We start from the raw sequence: 23269 nt of genomic DNA, 5'->3' as shown, positions 1-23269 counted from the left end.
GTTACCCGCGTCTCTCGTTCCAAGCAGGCCTTAAAGCTGGCCGGCCCGGTACCGGTCGACTAGGTTTCGGCAAGCGCGGATCGTCAGGGCCATGACGGTGAGCGTCGTGCCGGCGATGCCGCTGCCGGGGAAAGCGCTGGCGTCGGTGACAATGAGATTCGGCGCATCCCAGACCTGGTTATAAGGGTTGAGCACCGATGCCTCCGGGCTTTCACCCATGCGCGCACCGCCGGTTTCATGAATTGCCGCGCCCATGCACATGGTCTTGCGGAACCATGTGCGGAACATGAAACGGCTGAAGGCGTCCGCATCGGGGAAGGCGCCCTTGCCCATCTCCTTGAGGCCAGTCGGCGAGCCGATGAATTCGAGTTCGCCACCGACTTCCCGGATCATCGTGATCAGCGTCTCCTCCTGCCGGCGAAGCAGCGCCTGCTCCTCCGCCTGCATGACGCAGCGGATATGCGGCACGGGAATGTTCCAAGCGTCCTTGCGCCTGACATCGAGGGTGATGCGGTTGTCGGCATAGGGCAGCATGCGGCCGAAACCGAAGAAGGCGAGACGCGCGTTGGTGTCGCCGGAGACCGGTGCCCGGCCGACGCTGCCCTGGTAGTCGAAATCGCCGCGGGCGGAATCACCCTCGCCGAAGCGGGGGATGAAGATCCCACCCGACGGGTTATAAAACGGGTCGGTCGGAGCGGATTCGTCGGGTGCCCAACCTTTCGCCTTTGAAAAGGAGCCGAAGGCCAGGCAAGGAAGCTGATCCATGAAATAGCGGCCGAGGACACCCGAGCTGTTTCCAAGGCCGTCGAGATGTTGGGCTGAAGCCGAATTGAGGAGCAGCCGCACGCTCTCGATCGGCGAGGCCGACAGCACCACCATTGCGGCGCTAGCCGTTGATACTTCCCTTGTATTCCGGTCGATGAATTCCGCGCCGGTGGCGCGGCCGGTTTTCTCGTCCGTGGTAATGCGGCGGACGACCGCATCGTAGCGGACGGTCAGCCGGCCGGTCGCCTTTGCTTCGCGCAGCGGCCGCGGCATGCGCTCGGCATCCGGCGCGATATAGCGCCAGGAGACGACGTGCCTTTCCGGCCAGCGGCTCTCGACTGCCTGCTTGAAGATCTGCTCGGCGGGCGTCAGGCTCGCCGGCTTCGCATAGACGCCATCCGGCAGGGTCGCCACATCGTCCTTGTTGCCATAGAGCCCGAGATAGGCCTCGACCTCGTCGTAGAAAGGCGTGAGTTCGTCATAGGAAACCGGCCAGTCGACGCCCTTTCCGGTACGCGACCGGATCTTGAAATCGTCGTCGGTCCAGCGCAGCAGCACCCGGCCGAAACTGTGGAGACGCCCGCCGCCCTGTCGGCCGCGGATCCACAGGAAGGGCTCGCCCTTCGGCGTCGTATAGGGGTTCTTACGGTCGTTGACGAAAAAATGGCTGAAGCGCTCGGTGAAAAAGGCCGCCCGTGCCTGGATCGGCTGCCCCTTGATTGTGGCCCGCGCACGCTCCCAGATATTGATGCTGCTTGCCGGCGCCTTCTTGCGCGCGGGGTCGAAATCCTTCGGTCCGACGGCGGGACCGGCCTCCAGAAGCAGCACCGACAGTCCCAATGCCGTCAATTCCCTGACCGCGAAGGAACCCGCCGCGCCGGAACCGATCACCAGCGCATCATAGACGATCTCAGACATGTCTTTTCAAATCCTGTCCTGGAGCAATCCCCGAAACGGCGAGCAGCGCGTCCGGAATTGCGGGAAAACAAAGGGATGATGCGTCACAGCCGCGATCCGTCGGCGTCGAAGAGCGACGCCTTGGCAATATCGAGCCCGGGAACGACGGCATCGCCCGGCTCGAGGGTCACGTCCCCCATCAGCCGGAGCGAGAGGCTTTGATCGGCCCAGTCGAACCAGACGACGGCATCCGAGCCCATCGGCTCGACGACAGAAACCCGGCCCGGAATGGTGGGCAGGCTGCTTGCGGCTCCATCGAGGACGAGATGCTCGGGGCGAAAACCTAATGTAACAGGTCCGTCCGCCGCGGCGTGGCTGAAGGCATAGCCGGAAAGATCGACGCTGAGCTCCCTGCTTCGGAAGACCGGCGAGGCGCCGCCGCGCTCGATCCGGCCTTCGATGAAATTCATCGCCGGCGCGCCGATGAAGCCGGCGACGAAGAGATTGGCCGGGCGACGGTAGATCTCGGCCGGCGAGGCGAGCTGCTGGATCACGCCGTCCCGCATGATGGCGATGCGGTCGGCGAGGGTCAGGGCTTCGACCTGATCGTGGGTCACGTAGATCATGGTATTGCCGAGGCTTTGATGCAGCTTCTTGATCTCGACGCGCAACTCGTGGCGCAGCTTGGCGTCGAGGTTCGACAGCGGTTCGTCGAAGAGGAACACATCGACTTCGCGCACCAAGGCCCGGCCGATGGCGACACGCTGGCGCTGGCCGCCTGACAGTTCGGCAGGGCGGCGGTCGAGCAATGTGTCGAGATGGAGGAGAGCAGCCGTACGGGCAACACGCGCCTCGATCTCGGCCTTCGGCAGACCGGCGACGCGAAGGCCGAAGGAGAGGTTTTTGCGCACCGACATGCGCGGGTAAAGCGCGTAGGACTGGAAGACCATGCCGATGCCGCGGTCCTTCGGCTCCTCCCAGCTGACGTTCTTGCCTGAGATCCAGATCTCGCCGGCAACGATGTCCTGCAGCCCGGCAATGGCATTCAGCAGCGTGGACTTGCCGCAGCCGGAAGGGCCGAGCAGCACCAGGAACTCCTGCGGAGCAATATCGATCGACATTTTTTCGATCACCGTATGGTGGCCATAGGCGATCTTCAGATCCTTGACGGAGACGGCGGATTGCATGGAAGCGTTACCCCTTGACTGCGCCGGCGGCGATGCCGCGCACGAACCAGCGGCCGGACAGGAAATAAATGGCAAGCGGGACGATGGCGGTCAGGATCGTCGCTGCCATGTTCACATTGTAGGTGCGCTCGCCCATCGTGGTGTTGACGATATTGTTGAGCTGCACGGTCATCGGCAGGTTATCGCGCCCGGCGAAGACGAGGCCGAGCAGGAAGTCGTTCCAGATACCCGTGAATTGCAGCATCGAGACCACGACCACCATCGGTACGGCAATCGGCAGCATGATCTCGAAAAAGATGCGCCAGAAGCCGGCGCCGTCGACCCGCGCCGCCTTGCAGAGCTCCTCCGGCACGCTGACGAAATAGTTGCGGAAGAGCAGCGTCACCAGCGGCAGGCCGAAGATGACATGGACGAGAATGATGCCGGCAAGCGAATTGTAGAGACCGATATTCGCCATGGCGCGAACCATCGGATAGAGGAAGATCTGGTAGGGGATGAGACCGCCGGCCATCAGCAGGCCAAAGAGCGCATTTGCCCCGCGCGGCCGCCAGAGCGACAGCGCATAACCGTTGACGGCGCCGATGAAGACCGAGATCGCGACCGCGGGAATGGTGATTGCCACCGAATTCCAGAAGCCGCTGCGAATGCCGACGCAGACGGTTCCCATGCAGGCGCCCGACCATGCGGTCACCCAGGCGGAGAAGTCGAGCCTTACCGGCAAAGCGAAGATCTGCCCGAGCCGGACTTCATCCATGGATTTCAGCGAGGTCACCGCCATCGTATAGAGCGGCAGCAGGAAGAAGAGTGCTGCAACGATAAGGAAGGCGTAGAGACCGATGCGCCCCGCCGTGATCTGCGACGGCTTCGGCCCGTTCGGATGGCGCTGGGTCATCACGCCGCCCCCTTCGCCCGGTTGCGCATGTGCATCGCATAGCGGAACGGCGCGACTGCGATAACAACGCCGAGGACCAGAACCGTCGCGCCCGCCGTGGCGAGCCCGAGGTTCTGGCGCCCGAACAGATTGTCCATGATGAATTTCGCCGGCACCTCGGTGGCATTGCCGGGGCCGCCATTGGTCATGGCGACGACGATGTCGTAGGTCTTGATCACGCCCATGGCGAGCAGCATGCCGGCAGCCGCCAGCGCCGGCCCGAGCTGCGGCAGGATGATCGAGACATAGATGCGCCAGATGGGAATGCCGTCGATCCGCGCCGCTTTCCACTGCTCGGCCTCGATGCCGCGTATGCCGGCGAGCGCAATGACCATGACCAGCCCTGCGCCCTGCCAGACGCCGGCAAGCACCAGCGCATAGATCGCCATGTCGCGATTGACGACCCAGTCGAGGACGAAGCTTTCCCAGCCGAGCGAACGCACGCTCGCCTGGATGCCGAGCGTCGGATTGAGCATCCATTGCCAGATCAGCCCCGTCACCACGAAGGACATGGCGTAGGGATAGAGGAAGATCGTCCTGAAGGCGCTTTCGAAGCGGATCTTACGATCGAGTGCGGCCGCCAGCAGGAAGCCGAGCAGCAGGCAGCCTGCGACGTAAAGAATGCCGAAGATCAACACGTTCTGCAGCGATGCCAGCCACTTGGCGGAGGAGAAGAGCTTCGAATATTGCGCGAAGCCGACATAGGTCGAGGATGGAAACAGCGTCGAATTGGTGAAGGATAGCCGGATCGACCACGACATGGTGCCGATGAAGACGACGATCGCGACGAACCATGTCGGCAGTAGCGCGATGGTGGCGGAAAGATTGGGCTTGCGTTTGATGGACATCGGCCAGCTCGTTGACGGATGAAAGCGGGGCTGCCGGCCGCCGCGTGGAGCGCAGCGGCCGGCAGCCGTGGCGTTGGGATCAGGCCGACGCCACGGTCACGATCCTACTCGAAGATGGCGAAGAAGTTTTCGGCCGCGGACGCCGCATCGTTCGATCCGCCGCTCCAATATTCGTCGACGAAATCGTCGAGCGCGCCGACCTGCTGCGGCGTGAGCACGATCGCCTGGTCCGGCACGATGGCGCCGGCGGCCATCAGCTCGGCACCCTTCTTCGCGCAGACATCCAGTTTCGACTTGTCGACATCGGAGCGCATCGGAATCGCGCCCTTCTTGAGGGCGAATTCGACCTGGACGGCCGGATCCATGACGACTTCAGCGAGAAGTTTCTGCGCCTTGTCAGTCGCCGCATTGTTGGTCTTCGGGAACCACAGGGAGTCGGCGATATAGACCATGCCCTTGGATTCCGGCGCGATCATGCAGCCATAATCCTTGCCCGGTTCCTTGCCGGCGACGGTGAATTCGCCCTTGGCCCAGTCGCCCATGAACTGCACGCCTGCTTTGGCGGTGATCAGCATGGCGGTCGCGTCGTTCCAGTTGCGGCCGGCCGCCCCCGCATCGACATATCCGCGCAGCTTGCCGAGGATTTCGAGGGTCTTCTTGACGCCCTCGACGGAGGCCTGGCTCTTGTCCTTGTCAACATAGATCTTCAGGAAACCGTCGGTCCCGACCTGCGAGAGCAGGATCATGTTGAAGACCTTGGTCTGCTGCCAAGGCTGGCCGCCCCAGGCGACCGGGATGATGCCGGCGGCCTTCAGCTTGTCGAGATCGGCGAAAAATTCGTCCCAGCTCTTGGGCTCCTCTGCAATGCCGGCCTTGCCGAAGGCTTCCTTGGAATAGAAGACCCAGCTTTCGCCATGGGCGCCGGTCGGCGCAAGATAGACCTTGCCGTCATAGGAGATGAGATCATGGATCGATTTCGGCAGGGCGTCGGCCCATTTGCCGGCGGCAGCGACGTCGTCGATCGGATTGAACAGGCCCTGGCTGACGAAATCAGCGGCGGCAAGACCGATGACGCCCTGTTTGGCGCCAGGGGCGTCACCGGCGACGATACGGTTCTGGAAGGCGGCATCGGCCGCGCCAAAGCCGGCGATGGAGGAATCCTTCCAGACACCGCCGCGCTTTTCGAACTCGGTCTTGATGACATTGAGAGCGGCTGCCTCACCGCCCGAGGTCCAGGACGACATCATCTCGATCGTCGGCTTGTCTTCGGCCTGCGCGGCGGCGAAGAGGCCGGCGAATGCCACGCCGGCAAGAAAAAGCTTCATCATGGTTTTCATTGTTCCACCTCTTGAAAATGCCCTCTTGGCGGGGCGTTCGTCATCTTCGGAATGAAGTCAGCGATAGATCGGCAGGAGCGCCTGCCGGACGAGCGTCAGCCCGTTGGCGATGTCGCGGACGGGATCCGGCGCGGCATCGAGTTCGAGGATCGCCCAGCCTTCATAGGCCCGGTCGCGCAACAGCCGGATCCAGGCAGGCCAGTCGACCCGCCCGAGGCCGAAACCACAGAAATAGGGCTGATGGCGTTCGTGAATGTGCTTGTCGATCGGGGTGTCGGCCGGCATCGGACCGATCGCATCCTTCCAATGGGCGATAATCATCCGCTCGTGATGGCGATCGACGAGTTGCACGGGGTCGGAGCCGGCAACAATAATATGGGCCGTATCCGGACACATATGCACATAGGCAGGGTCGGTCAGCATCATCATCAGGTCGACGTCGCGCGCACCTGCAAAGATCGAATGCGCTTCGGTGTGCAGCGCCAGCCGCACGCCCCTGGCGTAAAGGGTCGCGCCGAGCCGGTTCAGAAAATCGGCGATCACCTTGGCGCGGTCGAAATCGAAAAATTGCACCGGCTGGGCGCCGAGTGTCTGACGCAAGGGCGCGCCGATCACCATGATGTCGCTGCCGCAGGCTTTCAGGAAGTCGGCATAACGTTCCGCCTTGTCGATCAGCGCGCGCTGGGCCTCGGGCTCGGCAAAGTCGCCGGCCGCCTCCAGTTCCGCGAAGAAGCCGCTGCAGAGCGTCAGACCGCGTTTTGCCAATTCGGCTGCGAAAGCGTTGACGGAACCATAGGTCTTGATCGCATCCTGCCAGTTGAAGGGAGAGAAGGTCAGCTCGACGCCGGTGACGCCGGAGGCCTGGACGCTGTCGAGGATCTTGTCCCAGAAGGCGCGCGGTTCGGCGCGCGCATAGGCGACAATCGCATCATGGTCATCGACGCCCCAGAAGCCTGGATGAAAGAACGTCACGAGATCGACGCCGAAGCGCAGCCTGTCGCCAGTAGCCATAATCTATCCCATTCTCGAGGCAGGACCCATCTGTCAGCGGAACAGCAGCTCCACATCCAACAAGTCATGGATTATCAACGCATTAAGAAATGGCAATCGTTTGCCATTGGAAGATGATAGCCAAGCTGGTTTTTTTGGCAAGCGATTTTTGGCAAACGTTTGCTATAGACCATCGCCTGTCTTAGAGTTGCAAATCGAAGCATCCGAGGGAAAGAGATAAACGTGAATAAAAACAAGGATGTGGTCGGCGAGGATCAATCGGGCGCGCTGATGGCCGATGTCGCGCGGCTTGCCGGCGTTGCGATATCGACGGTCAGCCGTGCGCTCGCCAATCCCCGGCGCGTCAACGAGAAGACCCGTGCCAAGATCAACGCGGCGGCCAAGCAGCTCGGCTATACGCCGAATGCAATGGCGCGGGGCCTCAGGGTCGGGAAATCCAACATCATCATGATCATCCTGCCCGGATCGCTCTATTACGGCGTCTCGCAGATCATTCCGCAGGTCCTGCAGAGCATCAACAAATCGCTGATCCAGGGCGGTTACAACCTGATGATCGCCAACCTCGATCGCGACGAGATTTCCGAGCGGCACATTCTCGATCTTGCCTTCGGCGGCAGCGTACGCGGCGCGATCATCCTGTCGTCGAAGCTTCCGGAGGTCGATGGGCGCTCGCTGGCAAATTCCGGTCTGCCGATCGTTTCGATGCTGCTCGACATGAGCGATGCGGGCCTGCAAAGTGTCGTTACCAACGACCGCGAAGCCGTGCGCGACGTCACTGCCGAGTTGATCCGCTTGGGCCATCGGCGGTTCTTCTATCTTGCGGGACCAGAAGGCAATTATCACGACGTCGAGCGCTATGGCGGCGTGCTGGAGGCGCTTGAGGCAGCCGGCCTGTCGAAGGAGGCAGTGCGCCGCTCGGGCGGCCGTCTCGATTATCAGCACGGTTTCGATATCGGCGTGCAGGCGGCAGACGATTTCGCTGGATTGGCCGAAAAACCCACGGCGGTCATCGCCACCAGCGATGACATGGCCATTTCATTCGTCAGCCGCATCCAGCGCGCCGGCTTGAGCATTCCTGACGATCTTTCCGTCGTCTCCTTCGACGGTTCCCCGGTCTGCGAATTCTCGTCGCCGCCGCTCTCGACGATCGAACAGCCGGTCGAAGAGATGGGGCGCGCGGCAGTGGAACTCCTGCTCGACGCCCTCGGCCAGAGGCAAAACCCGGACTGCGTGCGCACCGTCGTCCGCAGCAAGCTCATCCTGCGGGAGAGCATCGCCCCTCCGAAGATTTGACGATGCCTGAACCGCATCATTGAATTCATTCATGGATAAATACCGCGGGAAAGCCTAAATTAGCGTCAGGTATTACCTCTGACTAAGGAGGCCTCATGGCATCGCCGACCTCGCTCAAGCTCGATGACGAGCTAAAGGGCCGCGTTCAACAATTGGCCGAGGCGCGCCGCCCTTCGTCCCACTGGATCATGCGTGAAGCCATCGCGCAATTTGTCGAGCGCGAGGAGAAGCGCGAGGCGCTGCGGCAGGAGACGCTTGAGGCCTGGAATGAATTTGAAGCGACGGGACTGCACGTCACCGGCGCCGAGGTCGAAAAATGGCTTTCGACCTGGGGATTTGACGACGAGTTGTCCGCCCCCGAATGCCACAAGTCACGCCTGGTGGCTGGGCATTTCGCGAGCGTCCAGCGATAGGGCCGACAGGCGCTGACTGCACTCCATCAAAACTTCGTCTGACCCCATCAGTCGGCCCGTCGTGCTACGAAAATCACGACGCCGGGCGATCCGAACCTTCAGGTCTGCGCGGCGGAATTTGAAATTCCGAGCACGCACATGGACCTCTCGAAGATCAAGACGCTGATCGACTTTGTCGGACGATCGAACATTACCGAGCTGACCGTGACGGAAAAGGATGTAACCGTTCGGATTTTCCGCACGTCGCCGGGAGAGGCCGCTGTCGCCGAGCCCCCGAAAGAGCCGGGATGGACGATAGGCCTTGTCTCCGATGCGCCTTCGAGCGTCGAGAAAACCTCCCATGCGGTGAAGGCGCCCGTCTTTGGCGTTCTGCACCGGGCGCCGGCGCCCGGCGAGCCGCCATTCGTCGCGATCGGCGACGCGGTGGAGGAGGGGCAGACCCTTTTCATCATCGAGGCGATGAAGGTCTTCAACACGATCGCCGCGCCGCGGTCCGGGCGCATTACGCACCTGACCGACATCGACAATGGCGAGGTCGAGACCGGCGATCTGCTGGCGGAGATCGCCTGATGCCGGAAACATCTGAACAATCCGCTGCCTCGGGACGCCGCTTCGACACCGTCCTCATCGCCAACCGCGGCGAGATCGCCGCTCGGGTTCAGCGCGCCTGTCGCGAACTCGGCCTGAAGACGGTCGCCATCTGCTCCGAGGCGGACCGGCAAGCGCCCTACATCAGGACCGCAGACCATTTTCTCTGCATCGGCCCGTCGGCTGCGGGCAGGAGCTATCTCAATCAGGATACCATCCTTCTCGCCGCACGCCTGACCGGCGCGGGCGCCATTCATCCCGGTTACGGTTTTCTGTCTGAGAACGCCGCATTCGCCGACGCCGTCGAGAGGGCCGGGCTGACCTTCATCGGGCCGACGGCATCATCGATCGCGACCATGGGCGACAAGATCGCGGCGAAGCGGGCGATGATGGCGGCCGGCGTTCCCTGCGTTCCCGGCCCCGACAGCGTGCTGCCCGACGACCCGGCCATAATCGAGCGCATCGCGCTGGAGATCGGCTATCCCGTCATCGTCAAGGCGTCCGGCGGCGGCGGCGGACGCGGCATGCGCGTCGTCCCGAAAGCCGATCAACTGCATGAGGCGATCGCCCTGACCCGGGAAGAGGCGCGCAAGGCCTTCGGCTCGCCCGCCCTCTACATGGAGAAATTCCTGGAGCATCCGCGCCATATCGAGATCCAGGTCCTTTGCGACGATCACGGCAATGCCGTGTGGCTGGGACATCGGGATTGCTCGATGCAGCGCCGCCATCAGAAAGTGGTAGAGGAGGCGCCGGCGCCCGGGATCGCGCCTGAGATCATCCAGCCGGTCGGCATGGCCTGCGTCCAGGCCTGTCGCCAGATCGGTTACCGCGGCGTTGGCACCTTCGAATTCCTCTATGAGGACGGCGCTTTCTATTTCATCGAAATGAACACACGGCTTCAGGTCGAACATCCCGTCACCGAACTAACGAGCGGGGTCGATATCGTCCAGGCGCAGATAAAGGCGGCCCAGGGCGACTTTCTGGATCTCGCCCAAAGTGAGGTCACCTGCGAAGGCCATTCTTTCGAGTGCCGCATCAATGCCGAGGATCCCGACACTTTCCTGCCGTCGGCCGGCGTCGTCACTCATCTCGCTTTGCCGCAGGGGCCGGGCATCCGGGTCGATACGCATCTTCATCCCGGCTACAGGGTCTCGCCCTATTACGACTCGCTGATCGCCAAGCTGATCGTCCACGCGCCGACGCGGGCAAAAGCGATGGCCAGAATGTGCGAGGCGCTTGCCGGCACCGAGATCGAGGGCATCGCCACCAATATCCCCTTTCTGCGCGCCCTGTTCGAGGACCACGCATTCGCACGTGGTGAGACCGATATTCACTATCTCGAGCACTGGCTGAAGCTGCGGAGGACGGCATGAGCGCCATCGACTTCAGCGATCCCGCCACCATTGCATTCCTCACCGACGCGCTGACGGCCGCCGGCGTGGAGGGCCTCGAAATCTCCCGGCCGGACGGGCAGATTCGTATCGTCATTTCAGGGGAGGGCGCCCGCATCACCGCGCCGGCAGCCACACCCCGCGCCTCGCACTCCCCACCTGTCGTCGTGAAGGCGCCGCTGGCGGGGCATTTCTGCGCCGCACATCCGGCCGCCGCTGTCACGCCCCAAACTCTGCCGCGCTTCGTATCCGATGCCGATATCCTCGGCTTCATCAGGGTAGGGCATGTGCTGCTTCCCCTTCGCGCCGGCCATTCCGGTGTCTTGACCAGACTGCTCGCTGAGCCCGGCGCCCTGGTCGGCTTCGGTGACCCTCTGTTCGAAATCGAGCTGCCATCATGATCGCCACGACGAACAGACATGCCTCGCAACGCGAAATCGTTCCGGCCACCCAAAGCCGGGCGCGGGTTTCCTCGATCGGGGCCAGATCCTTCCTGCTCGAGGCGCCGGGCGATTTCGATCTCATCGCGCAGCGGCGGATCTGGGCCCTGTCTCAGACGATGAGAAGCTGGGCGGACCTCGCCGAAAATATTCCCGGGATGACCAACCTGCTGGTGATCTTCAAGCAGACGCCCGAGGATCCCGATGCGGTGGTCGTCCGGCTGCTGGAGGCATGGGAGCATGCGCAGAGCATCGATCTCGACGGCAAAACCATCGAGATTCCCGTCCATTACGGCGGCGAACATGCGACCGATCTTCCCGCCCTTTGCGATCTCTCGGGCTTAAGCGACCGCGAGGTCGTCCGCATCCATCATGAAGCCACCTACCGTGTCTTCGCCTTGGGCAGCGCGCCGGGTTTCGGCTATCTGCATGGCCTCGACCCGCGCATCTATATGCCGCGAAAGACCGTGCCGTCGCTGAAGATGCCGAAGGGCTGCGTGACGATCGGCGGCATGCAGACCGGCGTCGCCATGCTGACCGGCCCCAATGGCTGGAACTCCATCGGCTTTGCGACGCTTGAGATGTTCGACCCAACCGCGCCATCCCCGGCCATGATGGCGCCCGGTGATACGGTGCGGTTCCTGCCGGCAAGGATCGAGCTATGATCGAGATCCTGGAAAGCGGTCCTTTCAACACGGTGCAGGATCTCGGACGCCCCGGCTATCGTGATATCGGCGTGTCGGCAAGCGGCGCGATGGATCCGCTCGCGGTGAGGATCGGCAATAGTCTCGTCGGCAATGACGAGAATGCGGCTGTGATCGAGGTGCAGACCTTCCCGTTCAGCCTGCGTTTCGAGCGGCGCACCGTCTGTGCCGTGACCGGCGCCGACGGTCACCCTCACCTCGACGGATCGGAACTCATTCCCTGGTGCGCCTATATGGCAGAGCCCGGACAGATTCTCGAACTGAAGCAGCCCCCGCTGCTGGCGCGCGCCTATATTTCGGTCGGCGGCGGGCTGGATATTCCTGTCGTCATGGGGTCGCGCAGCACGTCGCTGCGCGGCGGCTTCGGCGGCAATGCCGGCCGGCCGCTGGCGAAAGGCGATCGCATCGCGGTCGGCGAGGACTTGGAGATTGCCATGCTGCCGGCCACGGGCCTCGCGGTCGTGGAGCCGGCCGTGGCACTGCGTGAGGTCTTCCCGGAGCCCGTCGATGGCGTGCTGCCGATCCGCGCCCTGCCTGCCGGCGAGCATGGTCTTTTCGCCGGAGACGGCGAAGACTTCTGGAGCCAGACCTGGCGGATTTCCTCGCGCAGCGACCGCACGGGCTACCGCCTGTCGGGTGAGCCGATCACGCCGACCGCCGCCATCGAGATGCGCTCCCATGGCGTCGTGCCCGGCGTCATCCAGGTTCCACCCGGCGGCGAACCGATCGTACAGATGAGCGACGCGAACACGGCCGGCGGCTATCCGAAGGTCGCCGGCGTGATCGAATGCGACCTCTGGCGGCTCGGGCAGGCCCGCATCGGCGCCCGCCTGAAATTCGTCCGCTCGACGCATGCGGAAGCGCGTGCGGTCGAACAAGCTGTCGCCCGCTATGTCGAGGATGTCAGGCTGACATTCGGGATGGTCAAGCGTGCCCTGAAGGCGATGGCCTAAGCGGAGCGAAAGGAGGAACTGATGAAGATCGATCTGAATTCCGACATGGGCGAAGGATTTGGTCCCTACCGGCTCTGCGACGACGAAGCGATGATGAAGATCGTCTCCTCGGCCAATATCGCCTGCGGTTTCCACGGCGGCGACCCCGATACGATGGGGCGCATGGTGCGGCTTGCAAAGCAGAATGGCGTCGGCATCGGCGCCCATCCCGGCCTGCCCGACCGGCTGGGCTTCGGCCGGCGCGAAATGCCCTTTCAGGCGGACGAGCTTCGCCAGCAGATGCTCTACCAGCTCGGCGCGCTGATGGCGATCGCCATAGCCGAGCGGGTCGCCGTCTCCCATATCAGCTTCCATGCCGCCATGGGCAATATGGTCAACCGCGACCCTGTCCTTGCCGACCTGATGATGGATGCGATCGTCACCATCGATCGCAACCTGGTTGTCTTCGTCACGTCAGGCAGCGAGATCGAGCAGGCGGCGAAACGCGCGCGCCTGAAAACGCTGGCGCTTTTCCTCGCGGATCGGGCCTATGACGCCGGCGGCAGGCTTGTTGCCCGCGGGCTGTCGGGCGCCGTCATCAAGGACGAAGCCGCCGTGCGCGCCCGTGTGCGAAAATTCCTCCTCGACGGCAGCGTCGAGACCAGCGACGGCGGCGTGATCGCCATGCCGGCGCGCTCCATCCTCGTTCACAGCGACACGCCAGGCGCCCTCGAGCTTGCCGGCATCGTGCGCGGTGAGATCGAAGCCACCGGCGCCACCCTCGCACCTGCGGCCGAACTCGCCGAATAACGCAATCCCGATCGCCCGCGGGCGGTCTCTTGTTTCAATCCCTCATCGAAGGATCATGTCGATGTCCGTCATCGCCGACCGCCTGAAAAACGTCTCCATTTCAGCATCCGCCGCCATGACCCAGCGCGCCCGAGAACTGGCCGCCAAGGGGATCAAGGTCGTCAGCCTCTCCTCCGGCGAGCCGGATTTCCCCACCCCGGCGCATGCGATCGAGGCGGCCCATGCGGCTGCACTTGCCGGCGATACGAAATATCCGCCGATGGACGGCACGCCGGCGCTCAAATCCGCGATCATCAGGAAGTTCAAGCGCGACAACAATCTCGACTATGATGCCAGCCAGATCGTCGTCTCGGGCGGCGGCAAGCAGGTGATCTTCAACGCCATGCTGGCGACCTGCAACCCGGGCGACGAGGTCGTCATTCCCACGCCCTCCTGGGTCAGCTATGCCGACATCGTCAAATTCGCCGGCGGCGTGCCGGTCGCCGTGCCCTGCCGCGAGCAGACCGGCTTCAAGCTGCGCCCGGAGGATCTGGAAGCGGCGATCACGCCGCGCACCAAATGGCTCTTCCTGAATTTCCCGAACAATCCGACCGGGGCAGCCTGCTCGCGGGCGGAGATGGCCGCCATCGCCGAGGTCATGCTGCGCCATCCCAACGTCTGGATCATGACCGACGATATCTATGAACATCTGGTCTATGACGATTTTCAATTTTGCACGATCGCGGAAGTCGAACCGAGACTATATGACCGCGTCCTGACGATGAACGGCGTCTCGAAGGCTTACGCGATGACCGGCTGGCGGCTCGGGTTCTGCGCCGGATCGAAAGAGCTGATCTCCGCTATCAGCAACGTCAACGGCCAGAATGGCGGCGGCATCGCGACGCTGACCCAGGCGGCAGCGACCGCGGCGCTGGACGGGCCCCAGGACCTGCTGAGGGAGCGGGCAGCGATCTACAAGACGCGCCGCGATTTCGTCCTCGACAAATTGTCGGAGGTGGAGGGCCTGCGCTGCCATCGGCCCGAAGGCGCCTTTTATATCTATCCCAACATATCGGGGCTGATCGGCAAGACCAGCAGGGGCGGGCGCAAGATCGAGACCGACGTCGATTTTGTCATGGGCCTGGTTGAGGAGCATCATGTCGCGACCGTGCAAGGCGCGGCTTACGGAATGAGCCCCTTCTTCCGTATCTCCTATGCGACGAGCATGGAAAAACTCGGCGAAGGCTGCGCGCGTATCGCCCAGTTCTGCAAGGAGATGCGCTGACCGCTTTTAACCCTTCAGCCGCACCGTCAATTCCAGAAGGATGTCGCGGACAGCAAGAGCCGGTTCCGACAGGGGATTCTGGTCGGAAACGCAAAGCGACAGGGTTTCTTCGATCCGCGGCGAGACCAGCCGGCAGATCAGCGGCTCGCTCGATTCCGAGACGATGCGATCGGCAATCGCCTTCGGCATGATCGTCGCGCCGAGGCCGCTACCGACCGCGCGGGCGAGCGTGCGCACGATCTCGACCTCCGCCACGACCTTCAAATTGGTGCGTGTGCGGGTGAAGGCGGTGTCAACCGCACGCCGGACGAAATTATAGGCGGGCGGCAGGAGCAGCGGTATGCCGTCGAGAGCGTTGACCGCAACGGGTTTCGTATCCGCTTCGATCGCAAAGTCGCGATGGGCGACCAGGAAAAACTCTTCGCTCAGGATCGGTTCGAAGCGCACGCCTTTGATCGGTCCGGTTCCATGCAGAAGCGCCATCTCCAGCCGGCCGTTCATGATCATCTGGCTATAGGTCTGGCCGACGCTTTCTGTCAGGTGCAGCAGAATACCGGGATGTCGCTTCCGGGTTTCCGCCAGCAGATCGACGGAGAGCGTCGCCGCACTGCTGAACGGCACCAGGCCGACCGAGACGCGCCCGGCGAGCGAATTGCCGGCGGCCGATGCATCGGCTTGGGCCTGCTCCATCTGCCGGAGGATGATCTGCGCATGGCGATATACCGCGTGTCCGGCATCCGTCATGCTGACGCCCTGCTGGCTGCGGATCAGCAACTTGTGGCCGAAATGCTCTTCCAGCGCCGCGAGCTGCTGGCTGAGAGCCGGCTGGGCGATATGCAAAAGATCCGCCGCTCGTGTGATGCTGCCGCTGTCGACGATCACGATGAAGGATTTGAGGCGTCTGATGTCCATGGGGATCGGGGTACCATACTGATCTGTGGATGGCATGTTTGCAGAGGCGAATTGCTTTTGCAACGCGGCGCGGCCTGAAGCGAGGCCGGGCAGAGAATACCGGCATCGCCGCTTTCTCTTCTTCGGCAGGCCGCGCGCTCCATAACCGTTGCTTATTGCTCCAGAGATAATCGGTCTTAGGCAAGGGGTTAAAGCTTCGCTACTGTCTCGATCAACCACAAGGGAACGACAATGCCATTCTCCGACTACAAGACCGCACTGGTGACCGGCGCATCCTCCGGGATCGGCGCAGCCGTGGTTGAGCGGCTTCGCCGAGAGAACATCGAAGTCCATGCCGTTGCCCGCAGTGCTCAAGCGCTGCAGCAGCTGGCCGAGCGCACGGGCTGTATCGCCCATGCCATCGATGTGACCGATCGGCCGGCGATCGCTGAGCTCGCGGGCCAGGTCGAGTTCGACATTCTCGTCAACAATGCCGGCGTCGACCGGCCGAAGAAGTTCCTGGAAGCCGACGAGGGCGATATCGATCTCATCGTCGACGTCAATCTCAGGGCAGTCCTGCATATCTGCCGCCTGGTCGTGCCGGGCATGGTGGCGCGCGACCGCGGCCACGTCATCAACATTTCGTCGATCGCCGGCGCCTATAATTTCGGCGGCAACTCCTCCTATCACGCCACCAAGGCCGGCGTGAGCATGCTGTCCAACCAGCTGCGCATCGACGCGTTCGGCAAGCGGGTGCGGGTGACGGAAATCTGCCCCGGCCGCGTCGCCACCGATATTTTCAATCACGTTCACGGCGATGACCCCAGCATCCGGGAACGGTTCATCGATGGTTTCGAACTGCCGCAGGCGGCCGATATCGCCGATGCGATCGCCTTCGCCATAGCGGCTCCGATTGCCGTCAACATCGGACATATGGAGATCACGCCAACGCTGCAGGTCATGGGCGGCCTGCAGACCGCAAGGCCGCAACCGAAGACGGATCCATCCGGGGAGCCAGGCTCGTGAGCGGCTTCGACCTTTCGGCAATCCTCGGAAATCCCGAATATGCCGCCATGCTGCTACATGGCATCCAGATGACCTTCATCATCTATGCCGGCTCATGGTCGCTGGCGATGGCACTCGCCCTGCTGCTGCTCGGTATACGCCTGTCGCCCTTCCGCTTCGGCGATCCGTTGGTCGCCGCTTACGTATCCTACCACCGCAACGTCCCCACCCTGGTTCAGCTGATGCTGTGGTATTTCGGGATCTTCACCCTGATGCCGAACGGGGTGGCGACATGGCTCGCCAGCCATAATGCCGAGGCGATTTTCGCGGTGATCGGGCTCGGGCTCTGCCAGGCAGCCTACTTCAGCGAGGACCTTCGTTCGGGCGTGCGCTCGGTCGGCCCCGGCCAGATGGAGGCAGCCCGCGCTCTCGGCCACGGTTATGTCTCGGCGATGCGGTTCGTCATCATGCCGCAGGGCGTGCGCAACGCGCTGCCGCCACTTATCAATCACAGCGTCTCGCTGTTCAAGAACAGCAGTCTCGCCGTCGTCATCGGCGCGTCGGAACTGACCCATGCCGTCAAGGAAATCGAAAACCTCAGCTTCCGCACCTTCGAGATCTACCTGATCGGCACGGTTCTCTACCTCTTCTTCTCGCTCGTGATCATGAGCATCGGCGCCTATCTGTCGATGCGCGCCGATCCTGCCAGGAGTGCGCGCGCATGATCCAGGACATGATCGCCATCGTCCGCGACTACTGGCTGCTGCTCCTGATCGGCCAATATCCGAACGGGCCGCTCGGCGGGCTCGCCAATACGCTTATCCTGTCGGCGCTCAGCATCACCCTCGCTTTTCCGGCGAGCATTCTTTTCGCATTGGCCCGGCTTTCCAAGTCGCGGGTGCTGCGCTGGCCGGTCACGGCCCTTGTCTATTTCACCCGCGGCGTACCGCTCTTGATGCTCATCCTGTGGAGCTATTTCCTGGTGCCGCTGCTGACAGGCGCCGACGTGCCGAGCTTCGTCACCATGCTGACGACGCTGGTGGTCTATCAGAGCGCCTTCCTCAGCGAAGTCGTCCGCGCCGGCATCGTCGCCCTTGGGCCCGGCCAGATGGATGCGGCACGCGCGCTCGGCCACAGCTATATGGGCGCAATGCGCTATATCATCCTGCCGCAAGCGCTCTATAATATGATCCCGAGCATCCTCTCCACCTTCGTCTCGACGATCAAGGATACGACGCTGGGTTACGTGATCAACGTGCCTGATCTGACCTTTGCGGCAAGCCAGGTCAACAACCAGCTCCTCACTCAGCCCTTCCAAGTCTTCCTCATTCTGGCGATCGTCTACTTCGCCATCTGCTGGACGCTGACCTACTTCGCCAATCGCCTCGAGCGGCGCATCACCCGGCGGCGTGCGGGACTTCTCAACGTCCCCGCCGCCGTGGTCACGCCGTCGAAAATCGTATCGGAGCAGCTATGACCATGTCCGTTTCAACGCAGGAATCGCAGACGATCCGGCTTTCGCAGGTCTGCAAGAGCTATGGCGACTATCCGGTTCTGAAGGATATCGATGCTGAGGTGGCGCGCGGCGAGGTGGTGGTCATCTGCGGACCGTCCGGTTCGGGGAAATCGACACTGATCCGCACGATCAACCGTCTCGAGGAGATCAACAGCGGATCGATCACGCTCGACGGGCAAGATATTCATGCCTCGATGCGGGCAAGAGAACTCAACGCGATGCGCAGCCGGATCGGCTTCGTCTTCCAGAACTTCAACCTGTTTCCGCATCTTTCGGTCGCCGAAAACGTCTCGATGTCGCCGGTCCGGGTGAAGGGCGTGGCGCCCGACGTCGCGCACGAGAAAGCGCTCAAGCTGCTCGATCGGGTCGGGCTTGCCGACAAGGCCCGCGCCTATCCCGGCCAGCTGTCGGGTGGCCAGCAACAGCGGGTGGCGATCGCCCGTGCGCTTGCGATGGAACCGCCGGTGATGCTGTTCGACGAGCCGACGAGCGCGCTCGATCCGGAAATGGTCGGCGAGGTGCTCGCCGTCATGAAGAGCCTGGCCTCCGAAGGCATGACCATGCTCTGCGTCACCCACGAAATGGGTTTCGCGCGCGAGGTCGCGGACCGGATCTGGTTCATCGATGCCGGCCAGATCATCGAAACGGCGACCCCCGAAGACTTCTTCAGCAATCCGCGCCATCCCCGGGCTCAGCGTTTCCTCGCTGATCTCAGGCACTGATACCAACGATCAAAAACAAAGGAGAACAGCAATGAACTGGAAATACCTGAGCCTCACCGTCGCATTTGCCGGCATGGCGGCCGCTATGCCCGCAAAGGCCGATCAGCTCGACACCATCATGTCGGCAAAGACCCTGCGCTGCGCGACGTTCGCCGACGTTCCGCCCTTTGCCTCGCCCGATCCGAAGACCCGTGAGATGGCCGGTTTCGACGTCGACCTCTGCGGCGCCATCGCCAAGGAACTCGGCGTCAAGGCCGAGATCAAGCCGGTTTCGGTCGAAGCGCGCGTACCCGAAGTCAAGCTCGGCCGCGTCGACATCACCGTTGCCAACCTTGCCTATACGCTGAGCCGCGCCGAGCAGATCCAGTTCAGCGATCCCTATTATCTCGCCAAGGAAATGCTGATCGTGCCGGCCGACGATGCCGGCAAGACGAAGGCCGATTATGCCGGCCAGCGCATCGCCTCGACCAAGGGCTCAACCTCGGAAATGTCGATCAAGCTCAATAAGTCCGAGCCGCTGACCTTCCAGGATACCGCCTCGGCCTATCTCGCCGTTCAGCAGGGCAAAGCGCGCGGCATGGTGGCCAACACGATGACGACGACCAAGTTCGTCAATGAATCGAAGAGCAAGGGCAAGGAAATGCGGATGATCGAGGAGCCGATGCTCTACCAGCCGATCGGCATCGGCATGGCCAAGGATCAGCCGGCGCTGACCGCCAAGATCAACGAGATCCTGCACAAGCTCGACGCTTCAGGTGAAATCAACAAGATCTGGGACAAGTGGCTCGGTCCGGACACCGAGTACAAGATGACCCGCACCGACAAAGTCGTGCCGCTCGCGCAGCTGAAATTCGACCCGATCCCGTAGACCGACCGGTCTCGGAACCTCCCGAAGACATTCAACTGAGATAAGACGGCGGGATTTGCCCGCCGTCTACCAACGATGTGAGGCACCCATGATTCATATAAAAGACATCGCTGAACGGCCCAGCAAAGCTGACATCGAGGCCGTTTCGAAATTTTCGCCGGCGACCATCCACGAAGCCCAGGGCCGCCGCGGCGCACTTTCCTCCCGCCTCAAGCCCGTCGACTACCGCATGAAGCTGTGCGGTCCGGCCTTTACGGTCAAATGCGCACCGCGCGACAACATCATGCTGCAGCTCGCCATCAACTATGCAAAGCCCGGCGATATCATCGTCGTCTCCGCCGGCGAATACGAAGAGGCCGGATCCTTCGGCGACGTGCTCGCCAATGCCTGCCTGGCCAAGGGCATCGGCGGCCTCGTCACCGACACCGGCGTGCGCGACACGCTGCAGCTCAGAGAACTCGGTTTCCCCGTCTTCTCGCTCAGCGTCTGCATCAAGGGCACGGTGAAGGAAACCATTGCGGCGGTGAACGACCCGATCATCGTCGGCGGCGAAACCATCAATCCCGGCGACATCATCGTCGGCGATGCCGACGGTCTGGTGGTCGTGCGCAGGCAGGAAGCCCAGGAAGCCGCCCGGCTGTCGCAGGCTCGCGAAGATGCCGAAGCCGGCTATATCGCCGCCTACAAGGCGGGCAAGTCGGTCATCGAGGTCAGCAATCTGGCGCCGGTGCTGAAGGCCAAGGGCCTGGTCGTCGACATCTGAGAAGGAACAGCAAAAGGCCTGAGCGCGCCAAAGTCACTCTGGACACTATTATGGACACATGTTCTATAAAGCGGACAGAGTTGAGCGGAGCGCGCCATGCATCTTTCGATGTGGACTTACCCCTGGGATATCCAGGACCAGGGCCCTGATGCGATTGCCGCCGAGCTTCGCAACCGGGCAGGCCTCAACACGATCAGCATGGCGACCTCTTATCATGCCGGCCGCTTTTTCCAGCCGCGCAGCCCGCAGCAGAAGGCCTATTTTCCGGAGGACGGAACGGTCTACTTCCGGCCGGACGAGAGCCTGTGGCAGGACAAGCTGATCCGGCCGCTGATGGCGGAGAATGTCACCGAGCGCGGCGACATGCTGGAGGCGCTGACCAGGGGACGCGACGCAACCGGTCTCCGGGTCTCCTGCTGGACGGTCTGCCTCCACAATAGCCGCCTCGGCATGCTGCATCCCGATCACGTGACGCACAACGCCTTCGGCAATCCCAATTATTATAATCTCTGCCCCTCCAGCCCGGCGGCGCGCGCCTATGCCGTCACCCTTGTCCGCGACATCACCACCAACTATCGGCCGGATATGGTCGAGCTCGAAAGCCCGAACTTCATGGGCTTCGCGCATGAATACCATCACGAGAAAGACGGCGTCGGCCTCAATGCCGAAGACGATTTCCTGCTGTCGCTCTGCTTCTGCGATCATTGCACGGCGCGCGCGGCAAAGGCCGGTGTACCGGTCGAAGGCGCACGCCAATCGGTGGCGCGCTTCATCGCCGAATTCTGCGACCGCGCCGTGCCGGAACGCCAGTTCCCGGATTTTCCGGCGGCCGGTATCGATGCCTTCCGCGACCATCCCGATCTCTATGCCTTTCTCGCCTGGCGCAGCGAACCGGTGACCAGCCTAATCGGCGAGATCAAGGCGGCGGCTGATCCGGCAAGCCGGGTCGTGCTTATCGACCTGAAGGACGGTTGGCTCGGCGGCGTCGATCTCGCGGCGGTCGGCAGGCTCTGCGACGGCGCCATTCTCTGCTGCTACGACATGGAGCCCAATGCCGTCGGCGAAGTCATCCGCATAGGCCGGGCGGCACTTGGATCGGAAAAATTCCTGGGCGTCGGCCTGCGTGTCTTCTATCCCGAGGTCGGCGAAGCCGCGGTGCTAACCTCCCGCGCGAAGGCCGCCGTCGATGCCGGCGCCAATGGTGTGAACTTCTACAATTACGGCCTCATCCCGGCAAAGCGGCTCGACTGGGTCAGGGCGGCAGTCGCCTCTATCACCTAAGCCGCGATTGGCTCGGCAACCTGAATCAGGCAATCGCCGGCCTGGCTGTCGCAATTCAGCCTGTGGGAAATGACGATGCCGCTCTCGGCAAAGCGCAGCTCTTCCTCCGGCTGCTCCAGGCGTTCCAGATCGTGATACCATCCGGCGAGATCGCCGGCAGCAACAGTGGCGCCGAGGACTGTGGCCGGCTCGAACCAGCCTCTGCGGTTGGCGTAGATGCCCTGGCTGTGCCGGGATAACGAAAGCAGTTGCAGCGGCCACGGCTCCGAGAGCGGCGTGCGGCAGAGGACCGGGCGTTCGATAATGCCGAGCGTCACGAGCAACCGGTCGATTGCCGCCGCCGTGAAGGCCATCGTCGCGGGCGTCACGGTTCCGCCGCCGCCGAATTCACCGGAAAGACCGATAATCCCCGCCCTGGCCGCAGCCCCCATCGATGTCGGCGCCGCCGGGCCATTGTCGGCGATGAAGGCATGCGACGCGCCCATCGCTCGCATCAGCGCGACCGATCGTTCGAAGCGGGCGGCGTCGGCCTGACGCTCGATCAGCGTGCAGGGGAGGTGCGCCATCGACGTGCCGCCCGAATGCAGGTCGAGCATGACGTCATGGCGCGGAAAAAGTTCGTGTTCGAGGAAATGCGCCAGGCGCGCCGTCGGCGCCCCCGCGGGATCGCCGGGAAAGGCCCGGTTGAGGTTGCCGCCGTCGAAGGGCGAGCAGCGTTTGGCCGCCATCACCGCCGGCAGGTTCGCCATCGGCAGGATGGTGACGGCGCCGTGAATCTCAGCGACATCAAGCAGGCGCATCAGCCGGCCAAGCTGCAGTTCGCCCTCGTATTCGTCGCCGTGATTGCCGGCCATCAGCAGCACAGACGGTCCCTCGCCATTTTTGAGGCGAAGGATCGGAATGCGGATCTGATAATAGGGTGAACGGTCGATCGAATAGGGAATGGCGAGATGCCCGGCCTGCCGGCCCTCACGCGAAAAGTCGATCGGATTGACGAGGCCGCTATGCATGGTCCCTCCAGTGCGGGGCGGTGCCGCGCAGTTACAGCGCCGCGACCGCGGTCATTTCGACGCGCAGGTCCGGGTCGGCCAGGCGCGCTTCGGTGCAGGCGCGGGCTGGCGGGTTTTCGATGTCGATCCAGCTGTCATAAACGCCGTTCATCGCCTCGAAATCGGTAATCGCCGGCAGGAAGACGTTGACGGCGAGGAGACGCGAGCGATCGGTCCCGGCTTCCTTCAAAAGGGCGTCGATCTTGCCGAGCACATCGCGGGTCTGCTCCTCGATATCAGCCTTGCGATTTTCCGCGACCTGGCCGGCAATATAGACGAGACCTCCGTAGCTGACGGCCTGGCTCATACGCGAGCCCTTCTGATAACGCTGGATCATGCAGCTTTTCCTTTTCTTGGTTTTAC

Annotated in this window: 25 protein-coding genes; 16 read left to right on the top strand and 9 right to left on the bottom strand. The window is 62.8% G+C overall.

Annotated features, from left to right (window positions below; genetic code table 11):
* Positions 1–30 precede the first annotated feature (30 nt).
* From EFD56_RS15825 to EFD56_RS15800, 6 genes are all read right to left on the bottom strand, one after another.
* Positions 31–1683, bottom strand: a complete 1653-nt coding sequence (locus EFD56_RS15825) for a GMC oxidoreductase (protein ID WP_126905730.1) — start codon at positions 1681–1683, stop codon at positions 31–33.
* An 83-nt stretch (positions 1684–1766) separates the two neighbouring features.
* The gene (locus EFD56_RS15820; protein WP_126905729.1) at positions 1767–2849 is read right to left on the bottom strand and encodes an ABC transporter ATP-binding protein; all 1083 of its coding nucleotides are present in this window, start codon (positions 2847–2849) and stop codon (positions 1767–1769) included.
* A 7-nt stretch (positions 2850–2856) separates the two neighbouring features.
* Positions 2857–3741 carry a carbohydrate ABC transporter permease gene (locus EFD56_RS15815; protein ID WP_126905728.1) on the bottom strand — a complete coding sequence of 295 codons (885 nt, stop codon included), beginning with the start codon at positions 3739–3741 and terminating at the stop codon, positions 2857–2859.
* Positions 3741–4628 (bottom strand): carbohydrate ABC transporter permease, encoded by an 888-nt coding sequence (locus EFD56_RS15810; RefSeq protein ID WP_126905727.1) that lies wholly within the window; start codon positions 4626–4628, stop codon positions 3741–3743. Before EFD56_RS15810 ends, EFD56_RS15815 begins: the two co-directional genes overlap by 1 nt.
* A 104-nt stretch (positions 4629–4732) precedes the next feature.
* Positions 4733–5965, bottom strand: a complete 1233-nt coding sequence (locus EFD56_RS15805; protein WP_126905726.1) for an ABC transporter substrate-binding protein — start codon at positions 5963–5965, stop codon at positions 4733–4735.
* Between the two features lie 57 nt (positions 5966–6022).
* Positions 6023–6976 carry a sugar phosphate isomerase/epimerase family protein gene (locus EFD56_RS15800; RefSeq protein ID WP_126905725.1) on the bottom strand — a complete coding sequence of 318 codons (954 nt, stop codon included), beginning with the start codon at positions 6974–6976 and terminating at the stop codon, positions 6023–6025.
* A 222-nt stretch (positions 6977–7198) separates the two neighbouring features.
* Between EFD56_RS15800 and EFD56_RS15795 the strand changes: the two genes are divergently transcribed.
* The 9 genes from EFD56_RS15795 to EFD56_RS15755 all read left to right on the top strand — a co-directional run bounded on the left by EFD56_RS15795 (position 7199) and on the right by EFD56_RS15755 (position 14811).
* The gene (locus EFD56_RS15795) at positions 7199–8269 is read left to right on the top strand and encodes a LacI family DNA-binding transcriptional regulator (RefSeq protein ID WP_126905724.1); all 1071 of its coding nucleotides are present in this window, start codon (positions 7199–7201) and stop codon (positions 8267–8269) included.
* Between the two features lie 95 nt (positions 8270–8364).
* The gene (locus EFD56_RS15790) at positions 8365–8682 is read left to right on the top strand and encodes a CopG family ribbon-helix-helix protein (protein ID WP_085743867.1); all 318 of its coding nucleotides are present in this window, start codon (positions 8365–8367) and stop codon (positions 8680–8682) included.
* Positions 8683–8820: 138 nt separating this feature from the next.
* Positions 8821–9252 carry an acetyl-CoA carboxylase biotin carboxyl carrier protein gene (locus tag EFD56_RS15785; protein WP_037146687.1) on the top strand — a complete coding sequence of 144 codons (432 nt, stop codon included), beginning with the start codon at positions 8821–8823 and terminating at the stop codon, positions 9250–9252.
* Positions 9252–10643, top strand: coding sequence for an acetyl-CoA carboxylase biotin carboxylase subunit (gene accC / locus EFD56_RS15780; RefSeq protein ID WP_037146685.1), 1392 nt, complete (start codon positions 9252–9254; stop codon positions 10641–10643). Before EFD56_RS15785 ends, accC begins: the two co-directional genes overlap by 1 nt.
* Positions 10640–11062 (top strand): acetyl-CoA carboxylase biotin carboxyl carrier protein, encoded by a 423-nt coding sequence (locus tag EFD56_RS15775; RefSeq protein WP_037146679.1) that lies wholly within the window; start codon positions 10640–10642, stop codon positions 11060–11062. The genes accC and EFD56_RS15775 overlap by 4 nt, the downstream gene beginning before the upstream one ends.
* Positions 11059–11766 (top strand): 5-oxoprolinase subunit PxpB, encoded by a 708-nt coding sequence (pxpB, locus tag EFD56_RS15770; RefSeq protein ID WP_037146677.1) that lies wholly within the window; start codon positions 11059–11061, stop codon positions 11764–11766. The genes EFD56_RS15775 and pxpB overlap by 4 nt, the downstream gene beginning before the upstream one ends.
* On the top strand, positions 11763–12758 hold the full coding sequence (locus tag EFD56_RS15765) for a 5-oxoprolinase subunit C family protein (protein WP_126905723.1): 996 nt from the start codon (positions 11763–11765) through the stop codon (positions 12756–12758). Before pxpB ends, EFD56_RS15765 begins: the two co-directional genes overlap by 4 nt.
* A gap of 21 nt (positions 12759–12779) precedes the next feature.
* The gene (locus EFD56_RS15760) at positions 12780–13547 is read left to right on the top strand and encodes a 5-oxoprolinase subunit PxpA (RefSeq protein WP_126905722.1); all 768 of its coding nucleotides are present in this window, start codon (positions 12780–12782) and stop codon (positions 13545–13547) included.
* 61 nt (positions 13548–13608) lie between these two features.
* Positions 13609–14811, top strand: coding sequence for a pyridoxal phosphate-dependent aminotransferase (locus EFD56_RS15755; RefSeq protein WP_037113679.1), 1203 nt, complete (start codon positions 13609–13611; stop codon positions 14809–14811).
* Between the two features lie 6 nt (positions 14812–14817).
* On the opposite strand, the gene nac is transcribed toward EFD56_RS15755, so the two are convergent.
* Entirely contained in the window at positions 14818–15723 is a 906-nt protein-coding gene (gene nac, locus EFD56_RS15750; protein WP_126905721.1) for a nitrogen assimilation transcriptional regulator NAC, read from the bottom strand.
* 231 nt (positions 15724–15954) lie between these two features.
* Here nac and EFD56_RS15745 point away from each other — a divergent pair, with 231 nt between their 5' ends.
* The 7 genes from EFD56_RS15745 (at position 15955) to EFD56_RS15715 (ending at position 21857) form a co-directional block, all read left to right on the top strand.
* A complete protein-coding gene (locus EFD56_RS15745) occupies positions 15955–16728 on the top strand; it encodes an SDR family oxidoreductase (protein WP_126905720.1) in 774 nt (257 codons plus the stop codon).
* A complete protein-coding gene (locus EFD56_RS15740; RefSeq protein ID WP_126905719.1) occupies positions 16725–17432 on the top strand; it encodes an amino acid ABC transporter permease in 708 nt (235 codons plus the stop codon). The genes EFD56_RS15745 and EFD56_RS15740 overlap by 4 nt, the downstream gene beginning before the upstream one ends.
* Positions 17429–18184 (top strand): amino acid ABC transporter permease, encoded by a 756-nt coding sequence (locus tag EFD56_RS15735; protein WP_126905718.1) that lies wholly within the window; start codon positions 17429–17431, stop codon positions 18182–18184. Before EFD56_RS15740 ends, EFD56_RS15735 begins: the two co-directional genes overlap by 4 nt.
* Positions 18181–18945 (top strand): amino acid ABC transporter ATP-binding protein, encoded by a 765-nt coding sequence (locus EFD56_RS15730; protein WP_126905717.1) that lies wholly within the window; start codon positions 18181–18183, stop codon positions 18943–18945. Before EFD56_RS15735 ends, EFD56_RS15730 begins: the two co-directional genes overlap by 4 nt.
* 31 nt (positions 18946–18976) lie before the next feature.
* A complete protein-coding gene (locus EFD56_RS15725; protein ID WP_126905716.1) occupies positions 18977–19813 on the top strand; it encodes an ABC transporter substrate-binding protein in 837 nt (278 codons plus the stop codon).
* A gap of 88 nt (positions 19814–19901) precedes the next feature.
* Complete coding sequence (locus tag EFD56_RS15720; RefSeq protein ID WP_004670866.1) at positions 19902–20576, top strand: 4-carboxy-4-hydroxy-2-oxoadipate aldolase/oxaloacetate decarboxylase; 675 nt, start codon at positions 19902–19904, stop codon at positions 20574–20576.
* Between the two features lie 96 nt (positions 20577–20672).
* The gene (locus tag EFD56_RS15715) at positions 20673–21857 is read left to right on the top strand and encodes a hypothetical protein (protein ID WP_126905715.1); all 1185 of its coding nucleotides are present in this window, start codon (positions 20673–20675) and stop codon (positions 21855–21857) included.
* Here the strand turns inward: EFD56_RS15715 and EFD56_RS15710 are convergent.
* Positions 21854–22867: a succinylglutamate desuccinylase/aspartoacylase family protein gene (locus EFD56_RS15710; protein WP_126905714.1), complete on the bottom strand. Its 1014-nt coding sequence runs from the start codon at positions 22865–22867 to the stop codon at positions 21854–21856. The two genes, EFD56_RS15715 and EFD56_RS15710, sit on opposite strands and share 4 nt — an antisense overlap.
* Positions 22868–22898: 31 nt before the next feature.
* On the bottom strand, positions 22899–23243 hold the full coding sequence (locus tag EFD56_RS15705; RefSeq protein WP_020922890.1) for a RidA family protein: 345 nt from the start codon (positions 23241–23243) through the stop codon (positions 22899–22901).
* Between the last annotated feature and the right edge of the window lie 26 nt (positions 23244–23269).

It is taken from the genome of Rhizobium phaseoli (assembly GCF_003985125.1).
Taxonomy (GTDB): Bacteria; Pseudomonadota; Alphaproteobacteria; order Rhizobiales; family Rhizobiaceae; genus Rhizobium; species Rhizobium phaseoli.
The sequence above is the reverse complement of the archived record's forward strand: the minus strand, read 5'-3'. Positions and strand labels throughout refer to the sequence as shown.

Bases quoted from the DNA above. Each gene is read 5' to 3' on its own strand.
- EFD56_RS15825 (WP_126905730.1), bottom strand. From the start codon at position 1,683: ATGTCTGAGATCGTCTATGATGCGCTGGTGATCGGTTCCGGCGCGGCG.
- EFD56_RS15820 (WP_126905729.1), bottom strand. From the start codon at position 2,849: ATGCAATCCGCCGTCTCCGTCAAGGATCTGAAGATCGCCTATGGCCAC.
- EFD56_RS15815 (WP_126905728.1), bottom strand. From the start codon at position 3,741: ATGACCCAGCGCCATCCGAACGGGCCGAAGCCGTCGCAGATCACGGCG.
- EFD56_RS15810 (WP_126905727.1), bottom strand. From the start codon at position 4,628: ATGTCCATCAAACGCAAGCCCAATCTTTCCGCCACCATCGCGCTACTG.
- EFD56_RS15805 (WP_126905726.1), bottom strand. From the start codon at position 5,965: ATGAAAACCATGATGAAGCTTTTTCTTGCCGGCGTGGCATTCGCCGGC.
- EFD56_RS15800 (WP_126905725.1), bottom strand. From the start codon at position 6,976: ATGGCTACTGGCGACAGGCTGCGCTTCGGCGTCGATCTCGTGACGTTC.
- EFD56_RS15790 (WP_085743867.1), top strand. From the start codon at position 8,365: ATGGCATCGCCGACCTCGCTCAAGCTCGATGACGAGCTAAAGGGCCGC.
- EFD56_RS15785 (WP_037146687.1), top strand. From the start codon at position 8,821: ATGGACCTCTCGAAGATCAAGACGCTGATCGACTTTGTCGGACGATCG.
- accC (WP_037146685.1), top strand. From the start codon at position 9,252: ATGCCGGAAACATCTGAACAATCCGCTGCCTCGGGACGCCGCTTCGAC.
- EFD56_RS15775 (WP_037146679.1), top strand. From the start codon at position 10,640: ATGAGCGCCATCGACTTCAGCGATCCCGCCACCATTGCATTCCTCACC.
- pxpB (WP_037146677.1), top strand. From the start codon at position 11,059: ATGATCGCCACGACGAACAGACATGCCTCGCAACGCGAAATCGTTCCG.
- EFD56_RS15765 (WP_126905723.1), top strand. From the start codon at position 11,763: ATGATCGAGATCCTGGAAAGCGGTCCTTTCAACACGGTGCAGGATCTC.
- EFD56_RS15760 (WP_126905722.1), top strand. From the start codon at position 12,780: ATGAAGATCGATCTGAATTCCGACATGGGCGAAGGATTTGGTCCCTAC.
- EFD56_RS15755 (WP_037113679.1), top strand. From the start codon at position 13,609: ATGTCCGTCATCGCCGACCGCCTGAAAAACGTCTCCATTTCAGCATCC.
- nac (WP_126905721.1), bottom strand. From the start codon at position 15,723: ATGGACATCAGACGCCTCAAATCCTTCATCGTGATCGTCGACAGCGGC.
- EFD56_RS15745 (WP_126905720.1), top strand. From the start codon at position 15,955: ATGCCATTCTCCGACTACAAGACCGCACTGGTGACCGGCGCATCCTCC.
- EFD56_RS15735 (WP_126905718.1), top strand. From the start codon at position 17,429: ATGATCCAGGACATGATCGCCATCGTCCGCGACTACTGGCTGCTGCTC.
- EFD56_RS15730 (WP_126905717.1), top strand. From the start codon at position 18,181: ATGACCATGTCCGTTTCAACGCAGGAATCGCAGACGATCCGGCTTTCG.
- EFD56_RS15725 (WP_126905716.1), top strand. From the start codon at position 18,977: ATGAACTGGAAATACCTGAGCCTCACCGTCGCATTTGCCGGCATGGCG.
- EFD56_RS15720 (WP_004670866.1), top strand. From the start codon at position 19,902: ATGATTCATATAAAAGACATCGCTGAACGGCCCAGCAAAGCTGACATC.
- EFD56_RS15715 (WP_126905715.1), top strand. From the start codon at position 20,673: ATGCATCTTTCGATGTGGACTTACCCCTGGGATATCCAGGACCAGGGC.
- EFD56_RS15710 (WP_126905714.1), bottom strand. From the start codon at position 22,867: ATGCATAGCGGCCTCGTCAATCCGATCGACTTTTCGCGTGAGGGCCGG.
- EFD56_RS15705 (WP_020922890.1), bottom strand. From the start codon at position 23,243: ATGATCCAGCGTTATCAGAAGGGCTCGCGTATGAGCCAGGCCGTCAGC.